Genomic DNA, 26677 nt, shown 5'->3' on the forward strand with positions numbered 1-26677 from the left:
AGTCTGGCACACGTGACGGCAGGATTTCTCGTCCCGATCACGAACCGAGCGTCGACCGATCTCGTACCGGTGCGCCGCCTTTCTTCGAAGAAAGCCCCATTCAGGTATGACCCCTCAGACACCAGACGCCGCCCCCGAGACGCCCGAGAAGATTCTCGACGTCGACGTCTCAACCGAGATGCAGGACTCGTTCCTTGAGTACGCCTACTCGGTGATCTACTCCCGCGCTCTGCCTGATGCTCGAGACGGCCTCAAGCCGGTGCAGCGCCGCATTCTGTACCAGATGAGCGACATGGGGCTGCGCCCCGACAGGGGGCACGTCAAGAGCGCCCGCGTCGTGGGCGAGGTGATGGGCAAGCTGCATCCCCACGGCGATACGGCGATCTATGACGCGCTCGTACGCATGGCCCAGTCGTGGACTCTGCGCGTTCCCCTCATCGACGGACACGGCAACTTCGGTTCCCCCGATGACGGACCGGCCGCGCCGCGGTACACCGAGGCGCGCCTTGCGGCGGCGGCTCTCGCGATGACCGACGGACTCGACGAAGACGTTGTGGACTTCGTTCCCAACTACGACAACCAGCTGACCCAGCCCGATGTGCTTCCCGCGGCATTTCCGAACCTGCTCGTCAACGGCGCAGCGGGCATCGCAGTGGGTATGGCCACGAACATGGCGCCGCACAACCTCATCGAGGTCGTCGCCGGGGCGCGCTATCTCATCGAGAACCCCGATGCGTCGATCGACGATCTGATGTCGTTCATTCCCGGCCCGGATCTGCCCGGAGGTGGAACGATCGTCGGGCTGGCCGGCATCCGCGACGCGTACACGACAGGTCGGGGAAGCTTCAAGACGCGTGCCCGGGTGAGCATCGAGAACCTCACCGCGCGCAAGGTGGGTCTCGTCGTGACGGAGCTCCCCTATCTCGTGGGTACCGAGAAGGTGATATCGAAGATCAAAGACGGAGTGACCAGCAAGAAGCTCGCGGGTATCTCCGACGTCACGGACCTGACCGACCGCACCCACGGCCTGCGGCTGGTCATCGGTATCAAGACCGGTTTCAGTCCCGACGCCGTGCTCGAGCAGCTCTATCGGTACACACCGCTCGAGGAGTCGTTCAATATCAACAACGTCGCCCTTGTGCGAGGCGAGCCGCAGACTCTCGGTCTGCGCGATCTGCTGCAGGTCTATATCGACCACCGCATCGACGTGATCACGCGACGCACACGTTTCCGTCTCGCGCGCAGAACCGAGCGGCTGCACCTTGTCGAGGGTCTTCTTATCGCCATCCTCAATATCGACGAGGTCATTCAGGTGATCCGCGCGAGCGAAGACACCGAGGCGGCACGAGCACGGCTGATCGACGTGTTCGAGTTGAGCGTGCTCCAGGCGGATTACATTCTCGAACTTCGTCTTCGACGGCTCACCAAGTTCTCTCGCATCGAGCTCGAGGCGGAACGCGACTCCCTCCTTAGAGAGATCGAGGAGCTCACAGCGCTGCTCGGCTCGTCCGCCCTCATCCGTTTGGCAGTGTCGACAGAGCTCGACGCTGTGGCCGAGAAGCTCGGCACACCGCGCCGTACACTGCTCACCGAGGCGAAGCCCGGCGCAGCGCCCGCTTCGCGTCGCGCGCAGCCGGTCGTGCTCGAACTCGCCGACACCGCGTGCGTGATCGCTCTCAGCAGCACAGGCAGGGCTATCCGAATCGATTACCCCGAAGGCACGGATGCCGCACCGCTTCCTGGGGCGGCCGCTCGCCGGGCGCGTCACGACGCAGTGCTTTCTCTCGTGAGCACCACGAGTCGAAGCGAGGTCGGTGCCGTCACAACACTCGGCAGGCTCATTCGTATGCCCGTGCTCGATCTGCCTGTTGTGCCGATCAACTCCGTGCAACTCGCTGCTGGTGTGCGCATCGCGGAGTACCTGGGACTCGATGCGAAGAGGGAGCGCGTGGTCGGCCTGGTGTCGCTCGATTCAGCCCTTCCGATCGCGCTCGGCACGGTCAGTGGAGTGGTCAAGCGACTCATTCCCCAGGACTATGCGAACAAGCCCGACTTCGAGATCATCGCTCTCAAACCTGGCGACCAGATCGTCGGCGTCGCCCAGCCCACGGAGCAGAGCGAACTGATCTTCGCAGCCTCCGACGCCCAGCTGCTCCGGTTCTCGGTGAACTCCGTGCGACCGCAGGGTCGTACGGCCGGGGGTATGGCCGGCATGAAGCTGTCGCCGGGCGCCCGTTGCATCTTCTTCGGAGCTGTGTCGCCCGAGGAGAGCGCCGTCGTTGCGACCGTCGCGGGCAGCACGTCGATGCTTGCCGGCACTGATCCCGGCAGCGCCAAGGTGTCCGACTTCTCCGAGTTCCCCGCCAAGGGCCGTGCGACCGGAGGCGTGCGCGCTCAACGGTTCTTGAAGGGCGAAGACGTCATGATCCTCGCCTGGGTCGGCCCGCAGCCCGCACTCGCTGTCGGCACGGACGGCAGCATTCGCCGGCTCCCGGATGGCGGATCTCGGCGCGACGCATCCGGTGCACCCTTGGAGGCGATCGTCGGATCTATCGGAGCCACGATGGCGTCCCTCATGCCCGCCGAGTCCGCGATCAACGCAGATTGACAAAAAGAAGAGAGGCCGTTCCCCTCAGGGGAACGGCCTCTCTTCAGTCTCGCGCTGAGATCTAGGGACTACTTCTCGAGCAGCCGCGCAGACTCGTCGAGCCAACTCTTGGCGAGCGGCGAAAGCTTGTCGTGGAACTTCTTGCCGTGATGTGAGCAGAAGAAGAGTTCGCTGCCGGACTCCATTTCGACCCGCACGTACGCCTGTGCGCCGCAGCTGTCACAACGATCTGCGCCGGTCAGTTGGTAGGTGGTCTCTTCGGTGATGGTGCCGTTCTCCGTTGCTGTTGTGTGCATGTGATGCTCCTCACGCCTCGCTGCTCGACAACCGATCTAGTTATCAAATCACGGGTAGGTTTCGCAGGTGCCGCTTTCGCTCGTGTTTCGCTCTGCGCGTACGTCGAATCAGCACATTCGTGTCGGTGAGCCGGCACGCCCCGGCGGGAAACTACAGTTGATCGTTGGGCCCGGTTTCGTAGGCTCGACGCTTATTTTGGAGAACACGTGGCATCGGCCGACTATTCCGCACGGCATCTGTCTGTACTCGAGGGTCTCGAGGCTGTGCGCAAGCGCCCTGGCATGTACATCGGGTCAACGGATTCCCGCGGACTCATGCACTGCGTGTGGGAGATCATCGACAACTCTGTCGACGAGGCCTTGGGCGGCCATGGCTCGGAGATCGAGATTCAGTTGCACGCCGACTCGAGCGTCGAGGTTCGTGACCGTGCGCGCGGCATCCCCGTCGATATCGAGCCGAAGACCGGCCTGTCGGGCGTCGAGGTCGTGTTCACCAAGCTGCACGCCGGTGGAAAGTTCGGCTCCGGCTCGTATGCGGCATCCGGTGGCCTGCACGGCGTCGGCGCATCTGTCGTCAACGCCCTCTCAGAACGCCTCGATGTCGAGGTCGACCGTGACGGCAAGACCTATGCCATGTCGTTCCACCGTGGAGAACCAGGTGTCTTCGACGACTCCGGTTCGACTCCGACACCGGATGCCCCGTTCACACCGTTCGAGAACGGCAGCGAGCTGCGCATCGTCGGCAAGGTCAAGCGCGGCGTCACCGGAACACGCATCCGCTACTGGGCAGACCGACAGATCTTCAGTTCGACGGCGCGCTTCCAGACAGAGGAACTCTTCGACCGGGCCCGCCAGACGGCGTTCCTCGTGCCCGGCCTATCGATCGGCATCACTGACGAACGCGGTGAGGAAGTTCGTCGCGACGCGTTCCGGTTCGACGGTGGGATCGCGGAGTTCGTCGAACACCTCGCAACAGATTCCGGTGTGACCGAGACGTGGCGGCTTCAGGGCAGCGGGTCGTTCACCGAAACCGTGCCCGTGCTCTCGGCTCAGGGCGCCATGGTTCCTACCGAGCTCAGCAGGGAATGCGAGGTCGATCTGGCCCTGCGCTGGGGAACGGGCTACGAGACGACGTTCCGCAGCTTCGTGAACATCATCGCGACACCCAAGGGTGGAACCCACCAGGCCGGATTCGAGGCCGGGCTTCTCAAGTTTCTGCGACAGACCGTGGAGGCGAATGCGCGCCGACTCAAGGCGGGAACCGACAAGCTCGAGAAAGACGATGTTCTCGCCGGGCTCACAGCTGTTCTCACGGTGCGGCTGCCCGAGCCACAGTTCGAAGGGCAGACGAAGGAGATTCTCGGAACTCCGGCTGTGCGCAACATCGTCTCGCAGGTCGTCGCGAAGGGCCTGAAAGAGAGATTCGAGTCGACGAAGCGCGACGACAAGGCTCAGACGGCTCTGGTGCTCGACAAGGTCGTCGCCGAGATGAAGTCGCGCATCTCCGCTCGGGCGCACAAAGAGACTCAGCGTCGCAAGAATGCACTCGAGTCGTCTTCTCTGCCGGCGAAGCTCGTCGACTGCCGCTCCAACGATGTCGCCTTGAGCGAGTTGATGATCGTCGAGGGTGACTCGGCGCTGGGAACGGCGAAGCTGGCCCGCAACAGCGAATTCCAGGCGCTGCTGCCGATTCGAGGCAAGATCCTCAACGTTCAGAAGGCGTCTGTTTCGGACATGCTCGGCAATGCCGAATGCGCCTCGATCATTCAGGTCATCGGCGCAGGGTCGGGGCGCTCGTTCGACCTCTCGACCGCCCGCTACGGCAAGATCATCCTGATGAGCGACGCCGATGTCGATGGGGCACACATCAGAACTCTGCTGCTCACGCTGTTCTTCCGCTACATGAGGCCACTCGTCGAAGACGGGCGGGTATACGCGGCTGTGCCCCCTCTGCACCGCGTGGTCGTCATGAATCCGGGAACGAAGCCCAACGAGACGATCTACACCTACTCGGAGACGGAACTGCACACACTGCTCGCGCAGCTCGACAAGGCCAAGAAGCGCTACCAGGATCCGATTCAGCGCTACAAGGGTCTCGGCGAGATGGATGCCGATCAGCTCGCGACGACCACCATGGACAAGCGCCACCGCACCCTGCGCCGGGTCGGGGTCAGCGACGCGGAGCGGGCGGAGCGCACGTTCGACCTGCTGATGGGAGACGATGTGGCACCGCGCAAGGAGTTCATCATCGCCGGCTCCGAAGGAATGTCGCGGGAGCGCATCGATACCTGATTAGCGCCGGTCGGCAGCGAACCGCGGCGTCGTTCAGATGAGGCGGCGAGGAACGCGCGGGTTCAGGCGCACGACCAATTCCTCGGACATGGTGTCCGTGGCGTTGCCCCACTCCTGAAGCGTCGGCTCCCCCGCGCTGCCGTCACCCCACACGGTCACGAGATCGCCGACGATGACATCGCTCTCGTCGCCGAGATCGATCCAGGTGCGGTCCACCTCGAGCGGCAAGACGATCGGATGCCGCCGGCCGCGGACGGCCACACCGATGCGGCCGGGGGCAAGTGTCGAGATGCCATCGGCGAAGCCGAGGTCGATCGACGCCCGGCGGCGGCCATCCGGAAGTACGTCGATGGCCGTGACGGGGGCGCGCATCGTCATCACCTGACGCAGCCCCATGCTCTCGGCGCTCGGACCATCGCCAGGCGGAAGGCCGTAGACGAAGGCGCCGAACCGCACGAGATCGAAGCGCGCATCGGATCGCGCGAACCCGGCAGCACTGGCCGCCAGGTGCCGCAGAGGCACCCGCACACCGAGTTCACGCGCGACGTCTACGGCCTTCTCGAAGCGGGCGATCGAGAGCGAATCCTCGTGGTCATTGGCCTCGGCGATATGAGTCCAGACGGCGACGATCTCGACGATCCCCTGATTCTCCAGCGCCCGTGCGTGTGAAACGAGCCCGGGCCAGTCGTCGACTGTCGCACCGTTGCGGTGCAGCCCCGTGTCGATCTTGAGGTGAACCCGAGCGGCGTCCGGGCGCCCAGCGGCGGAGATGGTGTGCAGTTGATCGACGGTCGAGATGCCGAGGTCGATCGAGGCCGAGATGGCAGGCCCGAGGTCTTCTGCAGGATCGAGTAGCCAGGCGAAAATCCGCGTCGGAGGCGAGATGCCTGCCTCGCGCAGCGCCAGCGCGGTTGGCACGTCGAGAGCACCGATCCACGAGACGCCTGCGTCGACAGCGGTTCGGGCCACATCGACGAGTCCGTGCCCGTACGCATCGTTCTTGACCACGACCATGACCTGAGACGGTGCCACACGCGTGGTGAGCACACCGAGGTTGTGGCGCAGCGCCCCGAGATCGATGAGAATCTCGCTGGTGGAGGTCGTCATGCGTAACTCCGAACGATTCTGTCGCCCAGCGACGCGGTGACCTCCGCGGCGGTCTTTCCCAGGCTTGCGGCCCACGAAACCGGAGACGGATACCCCTTGGCCTCGTCTCCGAAGAGCACGACCTCGTCGCCCGGTGAGACAGGATTCTCGCCGACGTCGAGCATAAAGACGTCCATAGCCACTCGCCCGGCGATGGGATGGGTGGAGCCGGCGAACCATGCCCGCCCGCCGTTGCACGCGTGCCGGTCGATGCCGTCGCTGTAGCCGAGGCACACCATGGCGAGCGTCGTCGGTCGAGCGGTGCGATAGACGTATCCGTATGAGACGCCTTCGTCGGCGCTGACCCTCTTGATCGAGAGAACACAGGCAGAGAGAGTCATCGCGGGTAGAAGACCACGACCCCGAGGATCGGGGACAGTGGCTGTGTCGAGCCCGAAGATCTCGGGGCCGATGAGCCTCGCCTCGGCGGAGTTGAACTGGGAACGCAGGATGGCGGGAATCGAGACGCCCGATTCGCGAACGGCTCGCGCGTCGTCGTCGTGCGACACCAGAAAAGCATCGATCGCCTCGCCGTCGAGGGCCGCGGCAATGGCCACTGCACCGTGACCGTATGCATCGCCGCGCAGATCGACCACGATTCCGTGCGGCGACGCTTCAACGATCAGGATGCGCGCATTGCCGCGTACGATCGCCAGATCGATCGCCGCGCGGCGCGGCGGCGACGGGTGAGTCGTGAGAGCTGACGACATCACTAGATCGTCGTGAAGACGCTCTTGACGTTCGCGACGATGACTTCTCGTGACTTGGCGGCCAGGCGATCGAGCTCCGCGTGTGCCGTGGACGGTGCATAGGCCACGTCTCGGCGTTCCAGCGCGGCTCGGATGATCGCGTCGCTGAGCGAAGGGTTCAACGGAAGCACCGGCCCCTTCGTCTGGGTCGCGACGGATGAGCCTGAGATGACGCCTTCGCGTCCGTTGCCATTGCCACCACCGGAGGTGACGACGCCGAGCGGTACCGCCCCGGCCTCGAGGTTCCATTCCGATGCGTTGTCTTCGAAGCCCACGACGGTTCCGTGCGCCGACTCGACGACGATGTATCCGACCTGACGAGGAACTCCGCGTCGCGCCGAGAACGGGAAGATTCCCACTCCGTCGAGAACTGTCCCATCGGCGAGCGTGATGCCTCCTCCGAGGAGCTCGGCTCCGGCTCCGACGGCGAAGAAGGGCACACCGTCGTCTGCGAGCGAGCGGAGAGCGTCGGCATTCTCGATGAGGTCGGCGTGCACCGCGCGTACAGCGGAGATCGGACCGTTGCCGATCACGACGATGTCGGCATCTTTCGGAACGCGTCGACCGATCGTGTGCTGCACGACGTCGACGCGATGACCCGCCCGTTCGAGACGAGCCCGCAGCGCAGTGACGTTGCCGCGCTCACCGCTCGCCTCGAGGTGGTCAGGGTACAGCTCGAGAATCGAGACGGACTGTGCGGATGACGAACTCAAAACGAGACCTCCATGTCGCCGTAACCGATGATCTTTCTCGCGAGCATCATCTGCTCATAGTTGACGACCCACGTCTTATGGCCCGTTGCGGGTGCCGGAAGAGCGCGCATCAGTTCGATGGCCTTCTTGAGGTCTGGTTCGATCGTGCCGACGGGAATTCCCTCGTGCTCGAGGCGGAGCGCGAACTGCCATGCCTTCGCGCCCGTGAGCACATCGACGTGATCGAGTTGCACGAAATCGATGTCGTAGAGCCAGGAGACGTCGGGAGTGCCCTCGTCGATGGCGACCATGACCTGCTCGGGTGCTGCAGGAAGGGCGTCGAGATTGAGCTGGAGACTCGCGGCGTTCTTGAACATAACGAACTCCACCTTCTCGTCGCCGAAGTCGAGCAACTCGCCGCGCCCATAGGCCGGCGTCATCGATGAGAATGCTGCCGATGCCTTCGCGAGGTCGAATTCGGTGCCGAGCAGCTGCGCCGCCGTCGCGAGTGCCGCCGCGGCATCGATGCCGTAGTGCAGTCCCTTTGCGGGGAGCGCGATGTCGGCCAGTTCGCCCCCGACCCGAATGCGGGCTCCGGTGCTGTCCCACGACTCGAGTTCGGCCAGCGCATCGAGCGGCGCCGTCGACGCCTCTTCGCGGTGGTTCGCCGCGTTGAAGAGGCCGTGCGCGGAGTCGGCGACCAATTTCGCCGAGGCCCCGAAGTAGGTGACATCGGGAACAACGGCTGCCTTCTTCGTGAGGATCTCGCCGATCTTCGACAAATAAGCGTCGTCGCGGTTGCTGATGACGTGCTTCGTCGCCACCGCCGCCGTGTCGAGCATCATGTCGGCGACGACCTCGGTCTCGAAGAACCTATAGAGCTGGTCGACCTGCACGTTGAGCATGAGAATCGTCGACGGCAGCAGGGTCTTCGACAGCTCGAGCGCGAACGCCTCGTCGACTTCGAGGATTCCGATGTCCGCCTTCAGCTTTGCGGTAACGCTGACCTCGGACAGAAGGGCCGACGAAATTCCCTGCGGAAGGTTCGCCCCCGATGGGTTGGTGAACACCGTGAGGCCGTGCCCACGGAGAACCTCCGTGAGCATGTGGGTGGTCGTCGACTTGCCATTGGATCCGAGGACGAAGACGACGCCGTATTCGAACTGGGCGACCACATTCTTGATGAAGCCGGGCGCCATCTTGTTGACGATGTACCCGGGCAGCGCCGATCCGCCGCCGCGGGCCCGGGTGACGGCCCGAACCGCGCGACCGACGAGGACGGGCGCGATATAACGCATCCGCGGCCTACTCGAGGTAGTCGCGCAGAGACTGCGACCGCGACGGGTGGCGAAGCTTCGCCATCGTCTTCGACTCGATCTGCCGGATGCGCTCACGGGTGACCCCGAATGTGTCACCGATCTGGTCGAGCGTCTTCGGCATGCCGTCACCGAGGCCGAAGCGCATGCGGATGACGCCGGCTTCGCGCTCGGAGAGCGAATCGAGAAGCGACTCGAGCTGCTTCTGCAGCATCGTGAAGCCCACGGCGTCGGCCGGGACGACCGCCTCAGTGTCTTCGATCAAGTCGCCGAACTCGCTGTCGCCGTCTTCACCCAGAGGCGTGTGCAGCGAGATGGGCTCGCGTCCATACTTCTGCACCTCGACGACCTTCTCAGGGGTCATGTCGAGCTCGCGCGACAGTTCTTCGGGCGTGGGTTCGCGTCCCAGATCCTGAAGCATCTGGCGCTGCACGCGGGCGAGCTTGTTGATGACCTCGACCATGTGCACCGGAATACGGATGGTGCGGGCCTGGTCGGCCATCGCCCGGGTGATCGCCTGCCGGATCCACCAGGTCGCGTAGGTGGAGAACTTGAAGCCCTTGGTGTAGTCGAACTTCTCGACCGCACGGATAAGGCCCAGGTTTCCCTCCTGGATGAGGTCGAGGAACTGCATTCCACGGCCCGTGTAGCGCTTCGCCAGGCTGACGACAAGACGCAGGTTGGCGCCGAGCAGGTGGCTCTTGGCGCGAGCGCCGTCGCGGGCGACCCACTGGAGCTCACGACCGTAGGCCGACTTCTTCTCTGCCTCGCTCATCGTCGACATGGTGTCTTCGGCGAAGAGCCCCGCTTCGATACGCATGGCGAGTTCGACCTCTTCGGCCGCGTTCAGAAGCGCGACCTTGCCGATCTGCTTCAAGTAGTCCTTGACAGGATCGGCCGTGGCACCGGTGATCGCGGTCGAGTAGACCGGAACATCGCTATCGTCGTCGGCGTCGGAGATGACCAGGGCTCCTGCGGGCAGAACGATCTCAGCCGCGGGCTTGGGCGATCCGTCGTCGGACTCGTCGTCGGTCGTGGTCTCGTCTTCGTCGACGACGACCTCGATGACGACGCCTGCCTCGGCATCGTCGTCATCAGCGCCGGGGCCGTCGGCTTCAGCGGCGGCCTTGGCCTTCTTAGCGGCCGCAGCGGTCTTCGCCGCAGCAGCCTTCGTGGGAGCTTTTGGTGCCTTCGTCGCGGGCGCCTTGGCAGCCGCAGCCTTTGCGGCAGCGGCCTTCGTCACCGGCTTTGCTTTCTCGGCAGCAGGCTCGTCAGCGACGGGTTCGAGTGTTGTGGTTGATTTGCGGGTGGCCATACGATCACCTTTCACGCCGGTCTCACCGGGTGGATTCGACTCTCATGAGCCGATGCCAATTGGAGGCTGGAGTTGTTTTCTGACATTACTAAGACCCATGTCAAGTGCTGGTTTCTTTTGTGTCTGGTTGGCCAGACACCCTGCACAAGAACGGGTCTCGATTCTCAATTATTGCACGGATTGCAGAGCGGCCCCTCCGCCTACGGGCGTCGGCGCCTCCACTGTCCTACCAATGCAACCCATAAAGGGGCCACAGATATTCCCTCGTCCTCCTGGAGTCGCCGCCGTGTGTGGCGACGGGCTCGCAGAAGAAAGAGAACGCCCGAGCCGATCACCACGTATTGAATCGAGAAGGCCAACCTGAAGGCATCCATCGAATAGAGGGTCGTGCTCAGGCCGACGTCGTACTGAACATCGAGGATGACCCCGATCAAGAACAGCATGACGAAGCTGGCCATAAATCCGCCCACGTTCACGACGCCGTTCGCCGAGCCGAGGGAGCGGGCCGGATTGAAGGATCGCGCGAAATCGAATCCGATCAGGGAGCCGGGGCCGCCGATGCCGAGCGTCACGGTGAGGATCGCGATCAGCCAGATCGGAGGAACGCCCGGCCACAGGAGCACACCGCCCCAGACCACTCCGAGAGTCGCGGTGATGCCCAGCACGAGGTTCGATCTTCGCAGCGGGAAGCGGGCGCTCAGAATTCCGAGGATAGGGCCCGCCACCATGCCTGAGATCACGATCACGACGAGAAAAGCCGACGCAGTGCCGCGGTCGAGGCCCACGGCGGAAACGAGGAAGGGGAATCCCCAGAAAATAGTGAACACCGTTCCCGACGACTGGCTCACAAAATGAGACCAGAAGCCCAACTGCGTTCCCGGCCTGCGCAAGGTGGGCCCCAGCATCCGGAGCGCCTCGCGCATGCTGGCGACCTGCCCGCTGCCCGGGGCATCCGGCGGGCGATTCGTGAGAAACACGATCGATAGCACGAGAGCGCTGAACGACAGGGCAGCGGCGACCGAGAACGCGGGCGACCACCCGAAGGTGTGCAGAACCCAGGCGAACGGCAGCGCCGAGAGCACCTGTCCGAGCTGCCCGACGTTGCCGACCCATTGGCTGAGTTGAGGCACGATCGGCCCGGAGAACCAGGAGTTGACGAGTCGAATGACCGAGATGAACACGGCCGCATCGCCCGCTCCGACGAAGATCCGCCCGAGGACGGCAGTCGGAATGTCCGGCGCGAACGACAGGACGACCTGGCCCGCCACCATCAGCGTGCATCCGACCGAGATCAGCCACTTCGGTCCTACCCGGTCGATGAGGATGCCGACCGGAATCTGCAATCCGGCGTAGACGATGAGTTGGACGACGGCGAGCGTCGACAGAAGTGCTGCCGACGAATCGAAGCGTGCTGCGGCATCGACTCCGGCAACGCCGAGTGTCGTGCGCTGCATCACCGCCGTCATATAGGCGAAAACGCTGACTCCGAATACGAGCCAGGCGCGTCGGGAGTTCACGTGCTTCATGCTACGGCCCCGCCGGTGCCGAGCTCGATCTGCAGAGTCAGACTCGCGGAGCCCGATCTGCAGACGACGTCACAGGCCGAGTGGGGGGCCCGCGTCGTCGTCGCCCGCGCGACGGATGGCGAGGAACTTCTCGAGTTCCTCGGCGATCTCGTCTGCCGACGGCAGCTCGCCATCCTCATCGGTGAGCGGCGACTTGAGAGGCGTGCCTTGCATGTAGGCGTCGTGGCGCTCCTCGAGGGTGCCGACGAGCTTTTCGAGGTCGCCGTTGGTGCCGACCTGCTCGTCGATCTTCGAGAGGAACACGCGCCCCTCTTCACGGAGCTTGTCGGTGGGGAAGATCAGCCCGGTGGCGGCGCTGATGCTCTCGAGACTGGCGAGCGCAGCGAGGGGGAATTCGGTGTCGGCCAGATAGTGGGGAATGAGGAGCGCGAATCCCGCAACGGGGTGGGCCAGCTCCTGAAGACGGAACTCGACGAGATGCATCGCGTTGGCCGGAACCTGAGTGTGAGGCTTCCACACGGAGAGAGCGTCGATGAGCTCGAGTCGATTGCCGCTCACGGTCACCCTGATGGGCCGGGTGTGCGGAACCGGCATGGGAATGGCGTGAACCGATGTCGTCGTCTTGATCTTGAGGAGGCCGATGATGTCGATGACGGACTTGGTGAACGCCTCCCACCGGAAATCAGGCTCGAATCCGTTGAGAAAAAGGAAGGGCTGGTTCAACTCGTCTTGCACGAGATAGAGGCGCAGAACGGGCGGCTGATAGCCGGTCAGATGATCTTGGTCGAAGTAGATAACGGGCCGCCGAGCGCGGTAGTCGAGAAGGGCATCCGCGTCGAATTCGGCGATGACGCGGTTGCTGAGATTCTCGAGAATGTACTCGCCGAGCTGCGCGACGGCACCGCCCGCGTCGGTGAAGCCGGTGAGGCCCACGACCAGGTCGAGGCCCTCCGGAATGTTGCCGAGCTCGCCGGTGATTTCGTACAGCTCGCTCGAATCCGTCATGAATTCAACTCTAATCGCGACGGTTGACGCCACCGGCCTGCCCCGGCATGCCGAGAGCGAACATCCGCGCCATAGGGTTGAAGCATGACTCTCGCCTCTCTTGCCATCTCTCATTCCGACGCCGGCGATGTCGCCGTAGACGTTCTCGTTCTCGGCGTGACCCGCACAGACGATGGCCCCGCCCTCGTCGGCTCGGCGGACGCTCTGTTCAGCGCGGATCCTTCGTTCGCAGATCTTTCGGTGATCGGTCTGACGGGGTCGAAAGACGACCTCGTGCGAGTGCCGGCGCCCGCAGGAATCGCGGCTCGGTCAATCGCGTTCGTCGGGTTGGCTTCGGCCACGCCGAGCGCCGACGACCTGCGGTACGCCGCCGGCTCGGCCGCACGACGGATGCTCGGGGTCGAGTCGATCGCCATCTCGCTGCCCGTCGAAGACGAGTCTCAGGCACAGGCTGTGCTCGAGGGATGCGTGCTGGGCGCGTACGAGTACACCGAATACCGCGCTGATGGCGGATCCGCGAAGTCGCGTCCCGCCGAGTCGTTCACACTTGTCACGCCGATCTCCGTGTCTCCCGAAACCGTGGCGTACGCGACCGAGGTGGGACGCGCCATCCATCTGGTTCGCGACCTGGTCAACGAATCGCCGCTCGACCTCTATCCGGAGACGTTCGCCGAGCGCGCGACTGAGCTGGGCAGCATTCCCGGCGTCGAGGTCGCGGTCTGGGATGAGGCGAGGCTGGCCGCCGATGGATTCGGCGGCATCCTGGGTGTCGGGCAGGGGTCGTCACGTCCTCCGCGACTGGTCAAGGTCAGCTACTCCCCCGCGAACTCGGCCGATGCGAGGCACATCGCCCTCGTTGGAAAGGGCATCACGTTCGATTCCGGCGGTCTCTCGTTGAAGCCGGCGGCATCGATGATCGGTATGAAGTACGACATGGCTGGGGCCGCCACGGTGCTGTCCGTCGTTCTTGCCGCGGCGCGGCTCGCATTGCCGACGCGGGTCACGGCGTGGCTCTGCCTTGCAGAGAACATGCCCTCGGCGACGGCGATTCGGCCAGGCGATGTGCTCCGCATCCGGGGTGGCAAGACGGTCGAGGTGCTGAACACCGACGCCGAAGGTCGACTCGTGCTCGCAGACGGTCTGGTCGCGGCGAGCGAAGAGTTCCCCGACGCGATCATCGATGTAGCGACTCTGACCGGCGCTGCGAGCGTTGCACTCGGCAACCGCTACGTGGGAACGCTCGGAAGCTCTCCGCTCGTTGCCGAGGTGCTCGGCACGGCCGAATCCGTGGGCGAACTCCTCTGGCATATGCCCCTCGGTGAGGAATTCCGGCCGATGCTCAACTCCGACATCGCGGACATCGCCAATATCAAGCCGGGCAATACGGCGGGAGGCATGCTCATTGCCGCCGTCTTCCTCAGCGATTTCATCGGCACGACGGCTGACGGGTCAGGCCGCATTCCGTGGGTGCACCTCGACATCGCCGGCGCTGGTACGAACAAGGACTCGCTTTACGGGTACACAGGAAAGGGGCCGACCGGTGTCACCGTGCGTACCCTGCTTGCCCTGGCCGCCTCAGCAGCGCCAGGGCGGTCCGAGTGACGTCGACCGTAGTAGGCTCGACAGGGCGCAAAACCGCGCCATCGCAGCCCGTTCCGCTCATCCGTGGAATGCGGGCGACCACGAATTCTCACGAGGGAGTCACCGCGGGTGTCTGAACAGAACTTCGACCTGGTCGTTCTCGGAGGCGGAAGTGGCGGCTATGCGGCGGCGCTTCGAGCGAGTCTTCTCGGCCTCACCGTGGCCCTGATCGAAAGAGACAAGCTGGGCGGCACGTGCCTGCATCGCGGCTGCATTCCCACCAAGGCCCTTCTGCACTCTGCGGAAGTGGCCGATGTAGCTCGCGGCGCGTCGAAGTACGGCATCTCGGCCTCCTTCGACGGCGTCGACATCGCCGGTGTGACCGCCTATCGCGAGGGCATCGTCTCGAGCAAATTCAAGGGTCTCGAGGGGCTCATCAAGGCTCGCAAGATCACCGTGATCAGCGGCGAGGGTCGCCTTATCTCCCCCACTCGGGTGCAGGTCGGCGATGACGTGATCGAGGGCAAGAATGTCGTTCTCGCAACCGGTTCCTACGCCCGCTCCCTCCCCGGCCTCGAGATCGGCGGTCGCGTGATCACGAGCGAGCAGGCGCTCGAGCTCGATTTCGTACCCAAGAAGGTCGCCATTCTGGGCGGCGGTGTGATCGGCGTCGAGTTCGCCAGCGTCTGGAAATCGTTCGGGTCAGAGGTGACGATCATCGAAGCCCTCCCACACCTCGTGCCCAACGAGGAGGAGTCGATCAGCAAGCAGTTCGAGCGCGCGTTCCGCAAGCGCGGAATCGAATTCTCGCTCGGCACGCGATTCCAGTCGGTCGAGCAGAACGACGACGGCGTCGTCGTGACCCTGGAAGACGGTCGACAGATCGAGGCCGAACTTCTTCTGGTCGCAGTCGGACGTGGTCCGTCGACCCAGGGGCTTGGATTCGAAGAGGTCGGAGTGGAGATCGATCGCGGCTTCGTCATCACGAACGAGAGACTCGAAACCAGCATCCCAGGGCTGTACGCGGTGGGCGACATCGTGCCCGGACTCCAGCTCGCGCACCGTGGATTCCAACACGGCATCTTCGTCGCAGAAGAGATCGCGGGCCTGTCGCCGCAGATCGTCGACGACGTAAACATCCCCAAGGTGACCTACTCGGATCCGGAGGTCGCGTCCGTCGGCCTCACCGAGGCTCGAGCGATCGCCCAATACGGCCAGGATCGCGTGACGTCGTATGACTACAGCCTGGGCGGCAACGGCAAGAGCCACATCATCGGTACGACCGGCTCGGTCAAGGTCGTGCGAGTCGCCGACGGGCCTGTTGTCGGGATCCACATGATCGGTGCTCGCGTCGGCGAACTCATCGGCGAGGCGCAGCTCATCGTGAACTGGGAGGCGTATCCGGAGGATGTCGCGCAACTGGTGCACGCGCATCCCACGCAGAACGAAGCCCTCGGTGAGGCACACCTCGCCCTGGCAGGCAAGCCCCTGCACGCGCTGTAGCCAGACCGCGTCACCCACAGACCCAATACAAGTAAGCTAAAAACCACGATCGGTTTCTAAAGGAGACAAGCTAATGAGCGAATCCGTCAACCTTCCAGCACTCGGTGAGAGTGTCACAGAGGGAACGGTAACCCGCTGGCTCAAGAGTGTGGGAGACCGCGTCGAGGTCGACGAACCCCTGCTCGAAGTGTCAACGGACAAGGTGGACACAGAGATCCCGTCACCCGTAGCCGGTGTGATCGAGGAGATCCTGGTTCAGGAAGACGAGACCGTCGAGGTCGGCACCGCGCTCGTGCGCATCGGAGACGGCAGTTCTGCTGCTTCATCCGAGGCGCCCGCGGCACCCGCGGCGGCAGAAGAGATTCCCGCCGAGGCGCCGTCGACCGAAGCCGAGACTGAGGCCGAAGCCCCTGCTCCCGCTCCTGAGCCTGAAGCGGCGCCAGCCGCGCCAGCACCGGCCGCTACTCCTGCACCAGCGCCGGCACCCGCCGCTACTCCTGCACCAGCGCCGGCACCCGCCGCAACTCCCGCACCTGCTGCTGCCGTACCGGCTGCGACGCCCGCCGCTGCGGCAACCGCGCCCGCATCAGACGACGCGTCTCGTGCAGCGAACGCCGGCTACGTGACTCCCCTCGTGCGCAAGCTTGCGGGCGACAACGGCATCGACCTCTCCACCCTCACGGGCAGCGGTGTCGGAGGACGTATCCGCAAGGAGGACGTCCTCGCTGCAGCAGAGGCTGCCAAGGCACCGGCTGCGCAGGCATCGACCGGTGCTGCCACCGCTGTGGCCACGACGCTCCCCGTCTCCGACCTTCGCGGCACGACTCAGCCGATGTCGCGTCTGCGCAAGGTCGTCGCCCAGCGCGCCGTCGAGTCGATGCAGTCGACAGCTCAGCTGACCAGCGTGGTCGAGGTCGATGTGACCCGAGTCGCCGCCCTGCGCGACAAGGTCAAGGCCACGTTCCAGGAGAAGACCGGCAACAAGCTGAGCTTCCTGCCCTTCTTCGCGCTCGCTGCGACAGAGGCACTGAAGGCATACCCGATCATCAACGCGACGGTCGACGGTGACAGCATCGTCTACCCCGATCACGAGAACGTGAGCATCGCCGTCGACACTGAGCGCGGTCTGCTGACGCCGGTCGTCAAGAACGCCGGCGAACTCGACCTCGCCGGTTTCGCTCGCGAGATCGCCGATCTGGCGACGCGAACGCGCGACAACAAGCTCAAGCCCGACGAGCTGGCTGGTGGCACCTTCACCCTGACGAACACGGGTTCACGCGGTGCGCTCTTCGACACCCCGGTCGTCTTCCTTCCGCAGGTCGCGATTCTCGGAACCGGCATCGTGTCGCGCAAGCCTCTCGTGGTCAAGACAAGCGAGGGCGAAGCCATCGCCATCCGTTCCACGGTCTACCTGGCACTGAGCTACGACCACCGCATCGTTGACGGAGCCGACGCAGCCCGATTCCTGGTCGCCGTGAAGAACCGCCTCGAAGAGGGCGCGTTCGAGGGCAACCTGGGCTACTGATCACTCACGAAGACATCGCGAACTCGCCAACCGGCCTCGCCCTTCATCAGGAGGAACGAGGCCGGTTGGCCGTTTAAGCGGGCAGCGACGAGAGCGGATCCTCCCCACGAACCGGTCACAACCGCATCGCCCGCCTCGATCACAGGTGGTGGGTCGTCGGCCTGTTGCGACTCCAGATACTCCCGCTGAAAGACCGTCGCCAGGCAGACCTCCGGCTCCGCGGCGGCGGCACACCCGTCGTTCATAAGGGACAAGGCCCGGAGCGCTGCGGCCGGATCGTCGCTTCGCAACGTGGACTCTGCTTGAGGATTCGCAGGCGGGGCAGGGTCGCCATGCGGGATGTCATCCGACGGAGCGCGCGACGACGACGTCTCCGCACCTGCTTGGGCGCCGTCATTCGGCGAGGGAAGCACAAGCAGCAGCGCGGTGGTGGCGAGGACAGCGCACAACGCCCCCACGAGTACCGGCCTACGACCCCAGCGCTTTGAGGAGTTGCTCGCTTCGGTCTTGACCTCTGTCGAGGGTGTTGTGTGCTGTGGTCGCTGTCGATGCGTGAAGCGAGCTATACCGTCGACGACAGACGAGGCGAGTTCGAGGCCTGTCGACGATACTCCGAGAACGCGCAACGCGGCGACGAAACGATTCTCGCTTGGGGTCGGTAGAGGAACCGGCGCTTGTTGGCTCCAATCGTATTCGGTGGTCTGTGCCTGGGCATCGGCGCTATCGGTCGTCGCTGGGTGGCGGTATGCAGGAGCGCGGGACTCGGCCTCCGAGACCCCTGGAGCGATGGCCACGATCTGGGGTGGTGCGATGGCGAAGAGGGCGCGTTCCAGCTGGGAAAGAAACTCTCTGCTCGGCCCTTCTCTGATCGCCAGCGACAGGTCCGCCATATCGAAGTCTGCGGGCAACTGTGCTGCTTCGACCCGTGCGAGCACCTCGTCAACGACGTCGAGCAGGTCGTGCTGATCTGCGGCTACCGCGTCGCGCCACAGAGTCTCCCTCGAATGGGTTGGATCGCCGGTTTGCACACGGCCACCAGGCCAAGCGGCGGAGTGAAGCGCATCCGGTGAATGACGAAGCACACCGCGGCCAAATCCGGTGAGAGTCGGTGCTCCGCGATGGTCGAAGACGATCCGGCGCAGATGGATCGCGCCGTGAGTGACGCCCGCATCATGAAGGGCCTGGAGAGTCGAGCACAGCGGAGCAAGAATGGTGACAGCTTGGCCGGCGCCGAGGGCACTCGTCTGCCCCAGGTATGTCGAAAGGGATGGCCCCGACAATCTCTCCAACACCAGGCAGGGTGGCCCGCCTTCGTCGATGCTGGCGACATCGAGAAGCCGCACGACGTGGGGTGTCGCGGCTCTGCTCAGGGCTGCCACCTCGACGTCGATGGATGCCGAGGAGGTGCCACTCGTGAAGATCTTCAGAATTCGAGGACTCGAGCCTGCACCCTCGCCGCGACCAGACGCGCGAGCCAGCAGAAGCGTCGCCCTGGTTCCGGCGGCGAGCCGGCGCACGATCCTGTGCCCCGCAACGTCGTCGAGTCTTGACGGGTCGAGCGCACGTGCTCCGGACTCAGCCTGCGGTACAGGAGGGGTCGATCGCTTGCGGCGGGTCATAGAGCGATCCTCCGTCAACCCGCGGGTACGTATGAACCGACAAACGCCATCTGTGCAGTCCGTTGCGTCCCCGCTCGTGTGGAGGAGCAGTGAAGCTGCCGTGAGCGAACTGGTCGGCATGAACGAATTCGACTCGGTATCCTTGACGCATGGCACGCAAGTCTGAGCAATCCACCCCGAAGGCCCCCAAAGAACCGGGTCGCATCAAGCAGATGTGGCAGGTCTTCAACATGACCCGTCGCTACGACAAGAACGTCGTCTGGATCATGGCGCTCGGCTTCCTTCTTCCTATCGCAGCGGGTCTCGTCGTCGCCCTGCTCCTGTCGGATGGCAACGGCTTCTCCATGGCCATGTGGATTGTCGCAGGCGTTCTCGCAGGCTTCCTGGTCGCGCTCATCATTCTCGGGCGCCGGGCAGAGCGAGCGGCATACGGCCAGATCGCCGGGCAGCCAGGCGCGGTGGGCGCTGTACTTCGGTCGAGCCTCAAGCGCAGCTGGCGAGGCAGCGAGATGCCTGTCGCCGTGAACGGCAAGACTCAGGATGCGGTCTATCGCGCCGTCGGTCGCGGTGGTGTCGTTCTGATCAGCGAGGGTTCGAAGACTCGCACGACCCGGATGCTCGAAGAAGAGCGCCGCAAGGTGTTGCGGGTCCTTCCCAACGTGCCGGTCACATTCCTGTACGTCGACTACAACGATCCCGATGCCGTTCCGTTGCACAAGGTCGCCAGCCGTATGGCCAAGGTCAAGCCGAGCCTCAACAAGGCCGAGGTGATGGCGGTGAGCAACCGCCTGACGTCGCTCGGATCGGCCGGAATGCCGATCCCGAAGGGTGTCGACCCGTTCAAAGTTCGGCCTCAGCGCGGCCGTTGATTCGCGTCAGCGGCGCATAACGAGCACCGTGCCGGCAAACACGTCGTGCAGGCCACGCTGATCGGAATCCCAGATCAAAGCGGGGATGAGGAGCAGAAGCAGGCCCGTTCGAAGAACAGGGCGCCAGAGACCTGCGTAACTGCCGTCGACTTTGACGATGCGGATTCCGAGAACGAAGTGGCCGAGGCCGCTGCCCAGAGTCGAGAGCAGAACGATCTGCTCGATCGCGAAGATCACCAGGCTGGCCCAGTCGCTGCCGAAGAAGAACGCGAAGTAAACGACATAACACGCGGCGAAATCGATGAGTATCGCAGCAAGTCGGCGGCCACTGCGGGCGACGGATCCGACACCCGTTCGAGGAAAGCCCATTCGCTCCCCCGGCCAGTTGCTGGGCGGGGCCCCTTGGGCTGATGACGACGAGGGCGAATTAGGCACCAGACGAGTTTACGGCCGCCGTCGTGAGCGCATTGTGGGCAAGCCGTAACATGCCCGAAACAATTGCGTCACTACTGGGTAATGGCTTCCCCGTAGGCTCAGGACGGCTGCGTTCGCAGCTGTTCCTCTGTACCAAGCCATTTGGAGTCTCTCACATGTTCAGTGATTCTTCCGAGGTGCTCAAGTTCATCAAGGACACGGACGTAAAGTTCCTTGATATTCGGTTCACCGACCTTCCCGGTGTCCAGCAGCACATCACAATCCCCGCCTCCACGGTCGACGAGTCGTTCTTCACCGTCGGGCAGATGTTCGACGGATCGTCGATCCGCGGGTTCGCCTCGATTCACGAGTCGGACATGCAGATCATCCCTGACGTGTCGACGGCCTACATCGACCCGTTCCGCGTCAACCGCACGCTGATCATGATCTTCGACATCTACAACCCGCGCAACGGCGAGATCTACCACCGCGACCCGCGCCAGGTGGCCAAGAAGGCAGAGAAGTACCTCGCCTCGACCGGCATCGCCGACACGGCGTTCTTCGCCCCCGAGGCCGAGTTCTACATCTTCGACGACGTGAAGTACGAAGTGAACCAGCACTCGAGCTCCTACTCCGTCGACTCCGACGAGGCTGCCTGGAACTCCGGTCGCACCGAAGAGGGCGGAAACCTGGCCAACAAGACCCCCTACAAGGGCGGCTACTTCCCCGTCAGCCCGGTCGATAAGCACGCCGACCTGCGCGACGACATCGTGCTCGAACTGATGGCTGCAGGACTCGAGGTCGAGCGTGGCCACCACGAGGTCGGCACCGCTGGCCAGGGTGAGATCAACTACAAGTTCGACACCATGGTCCACGCGGCCGACGACATCCTGAAGTTCAAGTACATCGTCAAGAACGTGGCCGAGCGCTGGGGCAAGACGGCGACGTTTATGCCCAAGCCGCTGTTCGGAGACAACGGCTCTGGCATGCACACGCACCAGTCGCTGTGGAACGACGGCGCGCCGTTGTTCTACGACGAGGCGGGCTATGGCGGACTCAGCGACATCGCTCGCTGGTACATCGGTGGAATCCTGGCTCACGCCCCCGCCGTCTACGCGTTCACCAACCCGTCGGTCAACAGCTACCACCGCCTCGTCCCCGGCTTCGAAGCCCCGGTCAACCTGGTGTACTCGGCTGGAAACCGCTCGGCGTCGATCCGCATCCCGATCACGGGCACGAACCCGAAGGCCAAGCGCATCGAGTTCCGCACGCCGGATGCCTCGGGCAACCCATACCTCGCGTTCGCCGCTCAGCTCATGGCCGGCCTCGATGGAATCATCAACCGCATCGAGCCGCACGAGCCGGTCGACAAGGACCTCTACGAGCTGCCGCCCGAAGAAGCGAAGCTCATCCCCCAGGGTCCGGCATCGCTGGGCGAGGCCCTCGACGCGCTCGAGGCCGATCACGAGTTCCTGCTCCAGGGCAACGTGTTCACGATCGACCTGATCGAGAACTGGATCAGCTACAAGCGCGAGAACGAGATCAAGCCGCTCCAGCAGCGCCCGCACCCGTTCGAGTTCGAGCTCTACTACGGCGTCTAGGCACCGAATCTGAGCCACGAAGGGCCGTATTCCGACATCGGAATGCGGCCCTTCCGCATGCAGTGCCGAGTGCTGGGGGAAACGGCTACCGCGTCGCGCGTGAGCGCTGACTGGCGAGCTTGGCCTGTCGGTCGAAGCCGAAGAGACGACGGGCGCCGAATCCTCCGATGGTCGTGCCCGCTGCGAGGCCGATTCCCGTGGCCAAGGCCATTACAACCGGGGGCAGAGTGTCTGCCGCGGCGAACTCGGCATCCATGAATCCGTACAGCGCGCGATACACGGCGAGGCCGGGGATGAGGGAGATGATCCCTGCCATGGTCACGGCCCCTTCCGGAACCTTGACCCACCGGTAGGCGAGGTATCCGACGACTCCCGCGACCGTTCCCGCGATGCCCGGAGCCAGCCCGGGCTGAGTCGCAAACGGAAGCACCGTCGAATAGACGGCGAAGATACCTCCTGCGGCGACCGCCATCAGCAACACGAGCCGGAGGCGCACATAGGTGGTGAGCGCGAAACCGACGCCGATGAGCATCGCTCCTACGGTGCCGGAAACGAGGCCGATTCGATCGCCCAGCGACGTGGCGATGGTCACGGGAATGCCGATTCTCAGGGCGAATCCGAGTACGAGCGAGATGCCGACGGCGAGGCCGAGCGTGAGCATCAGCACTTCCATCCCTCGCGCCGTGGCGGTCACGTAGTACCCGTCGATGGCGTCCCTGGCCGATGCTGTCAGTCCGACACCGGAAAGAAGGGTGATGATCCCGGCGATGACAATCACCGTGGGGCTGTTCGAGCCAGGCAGATCGATGCCTACCGACCGCAGCCAGAAGATGAAGACGGCGATCGTCGTTGTAGCGATGGCCGCTGCCATCTGGGCGAAGAATCCGGGAACCGACCATTTGCTGAGCCTGCGCACGATGAGATGGGAGGTGGCCGCGGTGATCGCCGTAGCGAGGACGAGCACGATACTCACATCAAACATCACGACGACACCGCTGGCCAAGACAGCTTGCCCCGCGGCCACGACCCAGTGCCGGTACGGGTGCGGACTCGCGAGAATTGCCGTCAGTCGATCCCTGGCTGTCTCGACGTCGAGCGGCTCCTGCTGGCCCGCGATTTCATCGATCAGAAGATAGACCGCCTGCAGGCGTGTGTAGTCGGTGGTGCGCACTCTCACGATACGCATGACCGAGAGCGGGTCCTCGTTCATTCCACGATGGATGGAGACCGTTATCGACGTGAACGTGATGTCCACGTGCATCGCGCTAATTCCGTATGCATCGCTGATTCTCAGTACGGTCGCGACCACATCCGACGCCGACGCGCCGGTGGCGAGCATCGCCTCGCCGGCCCGAAGACAGAGGTCGATAACCAGCCGGGCGTGGCGCTGGGAGAGCGCGTCATCTCCCCCGACAACCGAGATGATCTGAGTGGGGGCGCCGACTCCCCGGATAGCACCACCCGCCAGCTCGATCAGGGACTGCCTCACCCGTCGTCGGTGCACGCTTTGCCGGTCGTTGATGCCATCAGTCACGGTTCAAGGCTACGGGCAACTCTCCGCGAATCGTCCGCGCCCGCGTGGCCGTTCGCAGAAATCTAGACGCCGTAGAAGAGCCGCTCGAAGACGGCCCTGGCCCTGCGAGTGACTCCGAGGTAGTCCTCTTCCAGGGTTGTGGCCGACCCCGGAGGGTACTCGAGAAGACGCGCGATGCCGTCGAGAGCCTTGCGGTCGCTCGGCAGCACATCCGAGTTCTTGTTGGCCCACAGGGTCACGGCGGATCGTGCACGCGACGCGAAGACCCAGGCGGCTCGAAGTACGGATGCGTCGGCCTCCGTGACGAGGTCGGCCGCGACAGCGGCATCCAGAGCCTCGAGCGTCGACGTGGTGCGCAGAGACGGAATGCGGCTGCCCCATTGCAGCTGGGTCAGCTGCACGAGCCACTCGACGTCGCTGAGACTGCCTCGGCCCAACTTGAGGTGTCGAAGCGGGTCTGTGCCCTGCGGCAGACGCTCATTCTCGACCCTGGCTTTGATCCTCTTGACCTCGCGAACCTCCTTCTCGGCGATCTGGGCGGGATACCGAACGGTGTCGGCGAGTTCCTCGAAGTCGCGTATGAGCGATTCGTCGCCGACGAGGCCCCGCGCCCGGAGGAGAGCCTGCGCTTCCCAGGTCAGCGACCATCTCGCGTAGTACGCCCGATACGAATCGAGCGAGCGAACGATGGCGCCGTTCTTGCCTTCCGGCCGCAGATCGATGTCGATCTCGAGTGGAAGACGATTGTCTTCGGTGAGGCGCTTGATCTCGGTGGCGATGGCGAGGGCATCCGTCGCCGCCGTCTGATTGTCTGCCGAGCGTGCACGATAGACGTACATCACGTCGGTGTCGGATCCGAACCCGACCTCGCGCCCGCCGAGTCTGCCCATGCCGATGATCGCGAATTCGATGCCGTCGGCCCCGCTCGACCCAGGCTGTCGCACGATCGTCGTGATACCCGTGAGCAGAACAGTCGTGACATCGGTCAGACCACGGGCGAGTTCGTCGACCGTGATGATTCCGAGAATCGACGAGATCGCGAGCCGCAGCACCTCTCGCCGGCGAGCCGCGCGGAGGGCACTCGCCGCGGCATCCTGCGTGTCGTGGCGAGCGATGATCGCGCGCATCTCCTCGTCGAGCACCGCTCGGGGACGCGGTCGCAACTCGTCTTCGTTCTCGAGCCACGCCGCGGCCTCCGGTATGCCCTGGAGCAGCTGTCCGACATAGCGAGACGCCGACAGTACGTGCGTGAGTCGCGCGGCCGCCCCGGATGAATCGCGCAGCATCCGGAGGAACCAGTAGGTGTCCCCCAGCGAGTCGCTGAGACGCCGGAACGCGAGCAGTCCGTAGTCGGGATCGGCACCGTCGGCGAACCACTGCAGCATCACGGGCAGAAGGTGCCGCTGAATGTTCGCCTTTCGCGAGACGCCTGACGTCATGGCCTCGATGTGCTTCAGCGCACCCCGCGGGTCGATGAAACCGATGGCTGCAAGGCGCGCCTCTGCCTGAAGGCTCGTGAGCGCCACGTCATCGGCCGAAAGACCTGCGACGGCCGCGAGCAATGGACGGTAGAAGAGCCTGACGTGAAGGTTGCGCACCCGGTGCTTGATGCCATTCCACCGCTCGATGAGCTGTGCCGCAGACGGCTCGAGGTCGGTGGCGCGCGCAAGCACCCGCTGACCGAGTTCGTCGCGGGGCATCAGGTGGGTGCGCTTCAAGAAGCGCAGCTGCAGTCGGTGCTCAAGAAGGCGAAGGATGCGGTAATCCTCCGCGAACTCGACCTGCTCGGCCCGCCCGATGTAGCCGCGATCGGCCAGCGCCGTCAGCGCCGCGATCGTGCCGGCCTGGTGGATCTCGTCGTCTGTCTGCCCGTGAACCAGCTGAAGAAGCTGCACGGTGAACTCGATATCGCGAAGACCACCCGGCCCGAGCTTGATCTGATAATGAACGTCGTCTGCAGGAATGTGCTGCGTGACCCGCTCGCGCATCTTCTGCGCCGACTCGACAAACCCTTCGCGCGATGCGCTCGACCACACGCGCGGAGCCGTAGCCTCGACGTACTGCCGACCGAGCTCCATATCGCCGGCCAGCGGCCTCGCTTTGAGGAGTGCCTGGAACTCCCAGCTCTTCGCCCAGCGATCGTAATAGGCGATATGCGAATCGAGTGACCGCACCAGCGCGCCGTCCTTGCCCTCCGGACGGAGATTCGGATCGACCTCCCACAGCCCGGGCTCGAGGCCCGACTCGTTGATTCCACGCATCGTGAGCATGGCCAGTCTCGTGGCGATCTCGATCGCATGCTCCGGCGCCAGCTCGCTCTCAGGCTGAGCCTCGCCCACGAAGATCACGTCTACGTCGCTCACGTAGTTGAGTTCACGCGCTCCCGCTTTGCCCATTCCGATGATGGAGAGCCGGGTTGCGGCGACGCTTTCTCGGTCGAAGAACCAGAGGCCGAGTCCCTTGGTAGAAAGGGTCGTGCGGGCGACGCTCAGCGATGCTTCGAGGGCGGCAGCCGCCAGATCGGCGAGCACCGCAGCAACCCGATCGAGCCCAGCAACGGCATCCGCCTGCTCGAGATCGTAGGCAGCGACCCGGGCCAGCAGACCCCGGTATCGCACTCGAAGCGCCGTCCATGCCTCTTCGCCCGATGCCGCTGCGAAGCCGTCGTGAGATCCGACCGCGTCGAGCAGGGCCGAACGAGCCTCTTCTGCAGTAGGCAGCGCCAGACGCGGATCGACGAGCACGGCGAGTTCCGATGGGTGTCGAGCGAAGAAGTCTCCGAGCCCCTTGGACGCGCCGAGCACGCGGATGAGCCGGGCCCTGTAGCGCTCCTCAGCGAGAACCGGGGTGACCTGCTCCGGAGACCGACGCAGAAGAATCGCCAGCAGCGACAGCGCCTGATCCGGGTCTGCCGCGGAGGGGATGGCCGCGATCAGGTCGTCGATATCGAGGCTCGCCAAGGACGCAACGATGCGGAGCTGTTCGTCAGCCCACCCAAGGTCTGCGAAGCCCATCCGGGCCAGATGACTGAGTGATCTCGATTCGCGCATGATCCTCCGGGAGGAGGATGCGACGACTCCGTCGCA

At 64.3% G+C, this 26677-nt stretch carries 19 protein-coding genes; 7 read left to right on the plus strand and 12 right to left on the minus strand.

From position 1 onward, the window contains the following. The first annotated feature begins 106 nt into the window (after positions 1 to 106). Entirely contained in the window at positions 107 to 2608 is a 2502-nt protein-coding gene (locus tag TZ00_RS00460) for a DNA gyrase/topoisomerase IV subunit A (protein WP_044438447.1), read from the plus strand. 68 nt (positions 2609 to 2676) lie between these two features. Here the strand turns inward: TZ00_RS00460 and TZ00_RS00465 are convergent, their stop codons facing one another. After that, entirely contained in the window at positions 2677 to 2904 is a 228-nt protein-coding gene (locus tag TZ00_RS00465; RefSeq protein WP_044438448.1) for a DUF7455 domain-containing protein, read from the minus strand. Positions 2905 to 3111: 207 nt separating this feature from the next. On the opposite strand from TZ00_RS00465, the gene TZ00_RS00470 reads away from it, so the two are divergent. Continuing rightward, on the plus strand, positions 3112 to 5196 hold the full coding sequence (locus TZ00_RS00470) for a DNA gyrase/topoisomerase IV subunit B (RefSeq protein ID WP_044438449.1): 2085 nt from the start codon (positions 3112 to 3114) through the stop codon (positions 5194 to 5196). A 33-nt stretch (positions 5197 to 5229) separates the two neighbouring features. On the opposite strand, the gene alr is transcribed toward TZ00_RS00470, so the two are convergent. From alr to TZ00_RS00505, 7 genes are all read right to left on the minus strand, one after another. Further along, positions 5230 to 6303, minus strand: a complete 1074-nt coding sequence (gene alr, locus TZ00_RS00475) for an alanine racemase (protein WP_044438450.1) — start codon at positions 6301 to 6303, stop codon at positions 5230 to 5232. Next, positions 6300 to 7052, minus strand: a complete 753-nt coding sequence (locus TZ00_RS00480) for an alanine racemase C-terminal domain-containing protein (protein WP_044438451.1) — start codon at positions 7050 to 7052, stop codon at positions 6300 to 6302. Before TZ00_RS00480 ends, alr begins: the two co-directional genes overlap by 4 nt. A 2-nt stretch (positions 7053 to 7054) precedes the next feature. After that, positions 7055 to 7804: a type 1 glutamine amidotransferase gene (locus TZ00_RS00485; RefSeq protein WP_044438452.1), complete on the minus strand. Its 750-nt coding sequence runs from the start codon at positions 7802 to 7804 to the stop codon at positions 7055 to 7057. Beyond that, on the minus strand, positions 7801 to 9081 hold the full coding sequence (locus tag TZ00_RS00490; protein ID WP_044438454.1) for a MurT ligase domain-containing protein: 1281 nt from the start codon (positions 9079 to 9081) through the stop codon (positions 7801 to 7803). The genes TZ00_RS00485 and TZ00_RS00490 overlap by 4 nt, the downstream gene beginning before the upstream one ends. Before the next feature lie 7 nt (positions 9082 to 9088). Beyond that, positions 9089 to 10414, minus strand: a complete 1326-nt coding sequence (locus TZ00_RS00495; protein ID WP_044438456.1) for an RNA polymerase sigma factor — start codon at positions 10412 to 10414, stop codon at positions 9089 to 9091. Between the two features lie 200 nt (positions 10415 to 10614). After that, a complete protein-coding gene (locus TZ00_RS00500) occupies positions 10615 to 11931 on the minus strand; it encodes an MFS transporter (RefSeq protein ID WP_044439218.1) in 1317 nt (438 codons plus the stop codon). Positions 11932 to 12009: 78 nt separating this feature from the next. After that, positions 12010 to 12945: a proteasome assembly chaperone family protein gene (locus tag TZ00_RS00505; protein WP_044438458.1), complete on the minus strand. Its 936-nt coding sequence runs from the start codon at positions 12943 to 12945 to the stop codon at positions 12010 to 12012. A gap of 84 nt (positions 12946 to 13029) precedes the next feature. Between TZ00_RS00505 and TZ00_RS00510 the strand changes: the two genes are divergently transcribed. The 3 genes from TZ00_RS00510 (at position 13030) to sucB (ending at position 17554) form a co-directional block, all read left to right on the plus strand. Further along, a complete protein-coding gene (locus TZ00_RS00510; protein ID WP_044438459.1) occupies positions 13030 to 14547 on the plus strand; it encodes a leucyl aminopeptidase in 1518 nt (505 codons plus the stop codon). Positions 14548 to 14655: 108 nt separating this feature from the next. Next, a complete protein-coding gene (lpdA, locus tag TZ00_RS00515; RefSeq protein WP_044438460.1) occupies positions 14656 to 16029 on the plus strand; it encodes a dihydrolipoyl dehydrogenase in 1374 nt (457 codons plus the stop codon). A gap of 73 nt (positions 16030 to 16102) precedes the next feature. Beyond that, a complete protein-coding gene (gene sucB / locus TZ00_RS00520; RefSeq protein ID WP_044438461.1) occupies positions 16103 to 17554 on the plus strand; it encodes a 2-oxoglutarate dehydrogenase, E2 component, dihydrolipoamide succinyltransferase in 1452 nt (483 codons plus the stop codon). Here the strand turns inward: sucB and TZ00_RS00525 are convergent. Beyond that, complete coding sequence (locus tag TZ00_RS00525; RefSeq protein ID WP_044438463.1) at positions 17548 to 19173, minus strand: protein kinase; 1626 nt, start codon at positions 19171 to 19173, stop codon at positions 17548 to 17550. The two genes, sucB and TZ00_RS00525, sit on opposite strands and share 7 nt — an antisense overlap. A gap of 149 nt (positions 19174 to 19322) precedes the next feature. On the opposite strand from TZ00_RS00525, the gene TZ00_RS00530 reads away from it, so the two are divergent. After that, positions 19323 to 20042: a DUF4191 domain-containing protein gene (locus TZ00_RS00530; RefSeq protein ID WP_044438465.1), complete on the plus strand. Its 720-nt coding sequence runs from the start codon at positions 19323 to 19325 to the stop codon at positions 20040 to 20042. 6 nt (positions 20043 to 20048) lie between these two features. On the opposite strand, the gene TZ00_RS00535 is transcribed toward TZ00_RS00530, so the two are convergent. After that, positions 20049 to 20477 (minus strand): RDD family protein, encoded by a 429-nt coding sequence (locus tag TZ00_RS00535; protein WP_044438467.1) that lies wholly within the window; start codon positions 20475 to 20477, stop codon positions 20049 to 20051. Positions 20478 to 20632: 155 nt separating this feature from the next. On the opposite strand from TZ00_RS00535, the gene glnA reads away from it, so the two are divergent. Then, positions 20633 to 22057 carry a type I glutamate--ammonia ligase gene (glnA, locus tag TZ00_RS00540; RefSeq protein ID WP_044438469.1) on the plus strand — a complete coding sequence of 475 codons (1425 nt, stop codon included), beginning with the start codon at positions 20633 to 20635 and terminating at the stop codon, positions 22055 to 22057. 85 nt (positions 22058 to 22142) lie between these two features. On the opposite strand, the gene TZ00_RS00545 is transcribed toward glnA, so the two are convergent. Next, positions 22143 to 23591, minus strand: a complete 1449-nt coding sequence (locus tag TZ00_RS00545; protein WP_238579526.1) for a threonine/serine exporter family protein — start codon at positions 23589 to 23591, stop codon at positions 22143 to 22145. A 62-nt stretch (positions 23592 to 23653) separates the two neighbouring features. After that, complete coding sequence (locus TZ00_RS00550) at positions 23654 to 26641, minus strand: bifunctional [glutamine synthetase] adenylyltransferase/[glutamine synthetase]-adenylyl-L-tyrosine phosphorylase (protein WP_044438471.1); 2988 nt, start codon at positions 26639 to 26641, stop codon at positions 23654 to 23656. Positions 26642 to 26677: the final 36 nt, after the last annotated feature.

The sequence above is a fragment of the Agreia bicolorata genome (assembly GCF_000938265.1).
Lineage (GTDB): Bacteria > Actinomycetota > Actinomycetes > Actinomycetales > Microbacteriaceae > Agreia > Agreia bicolorata.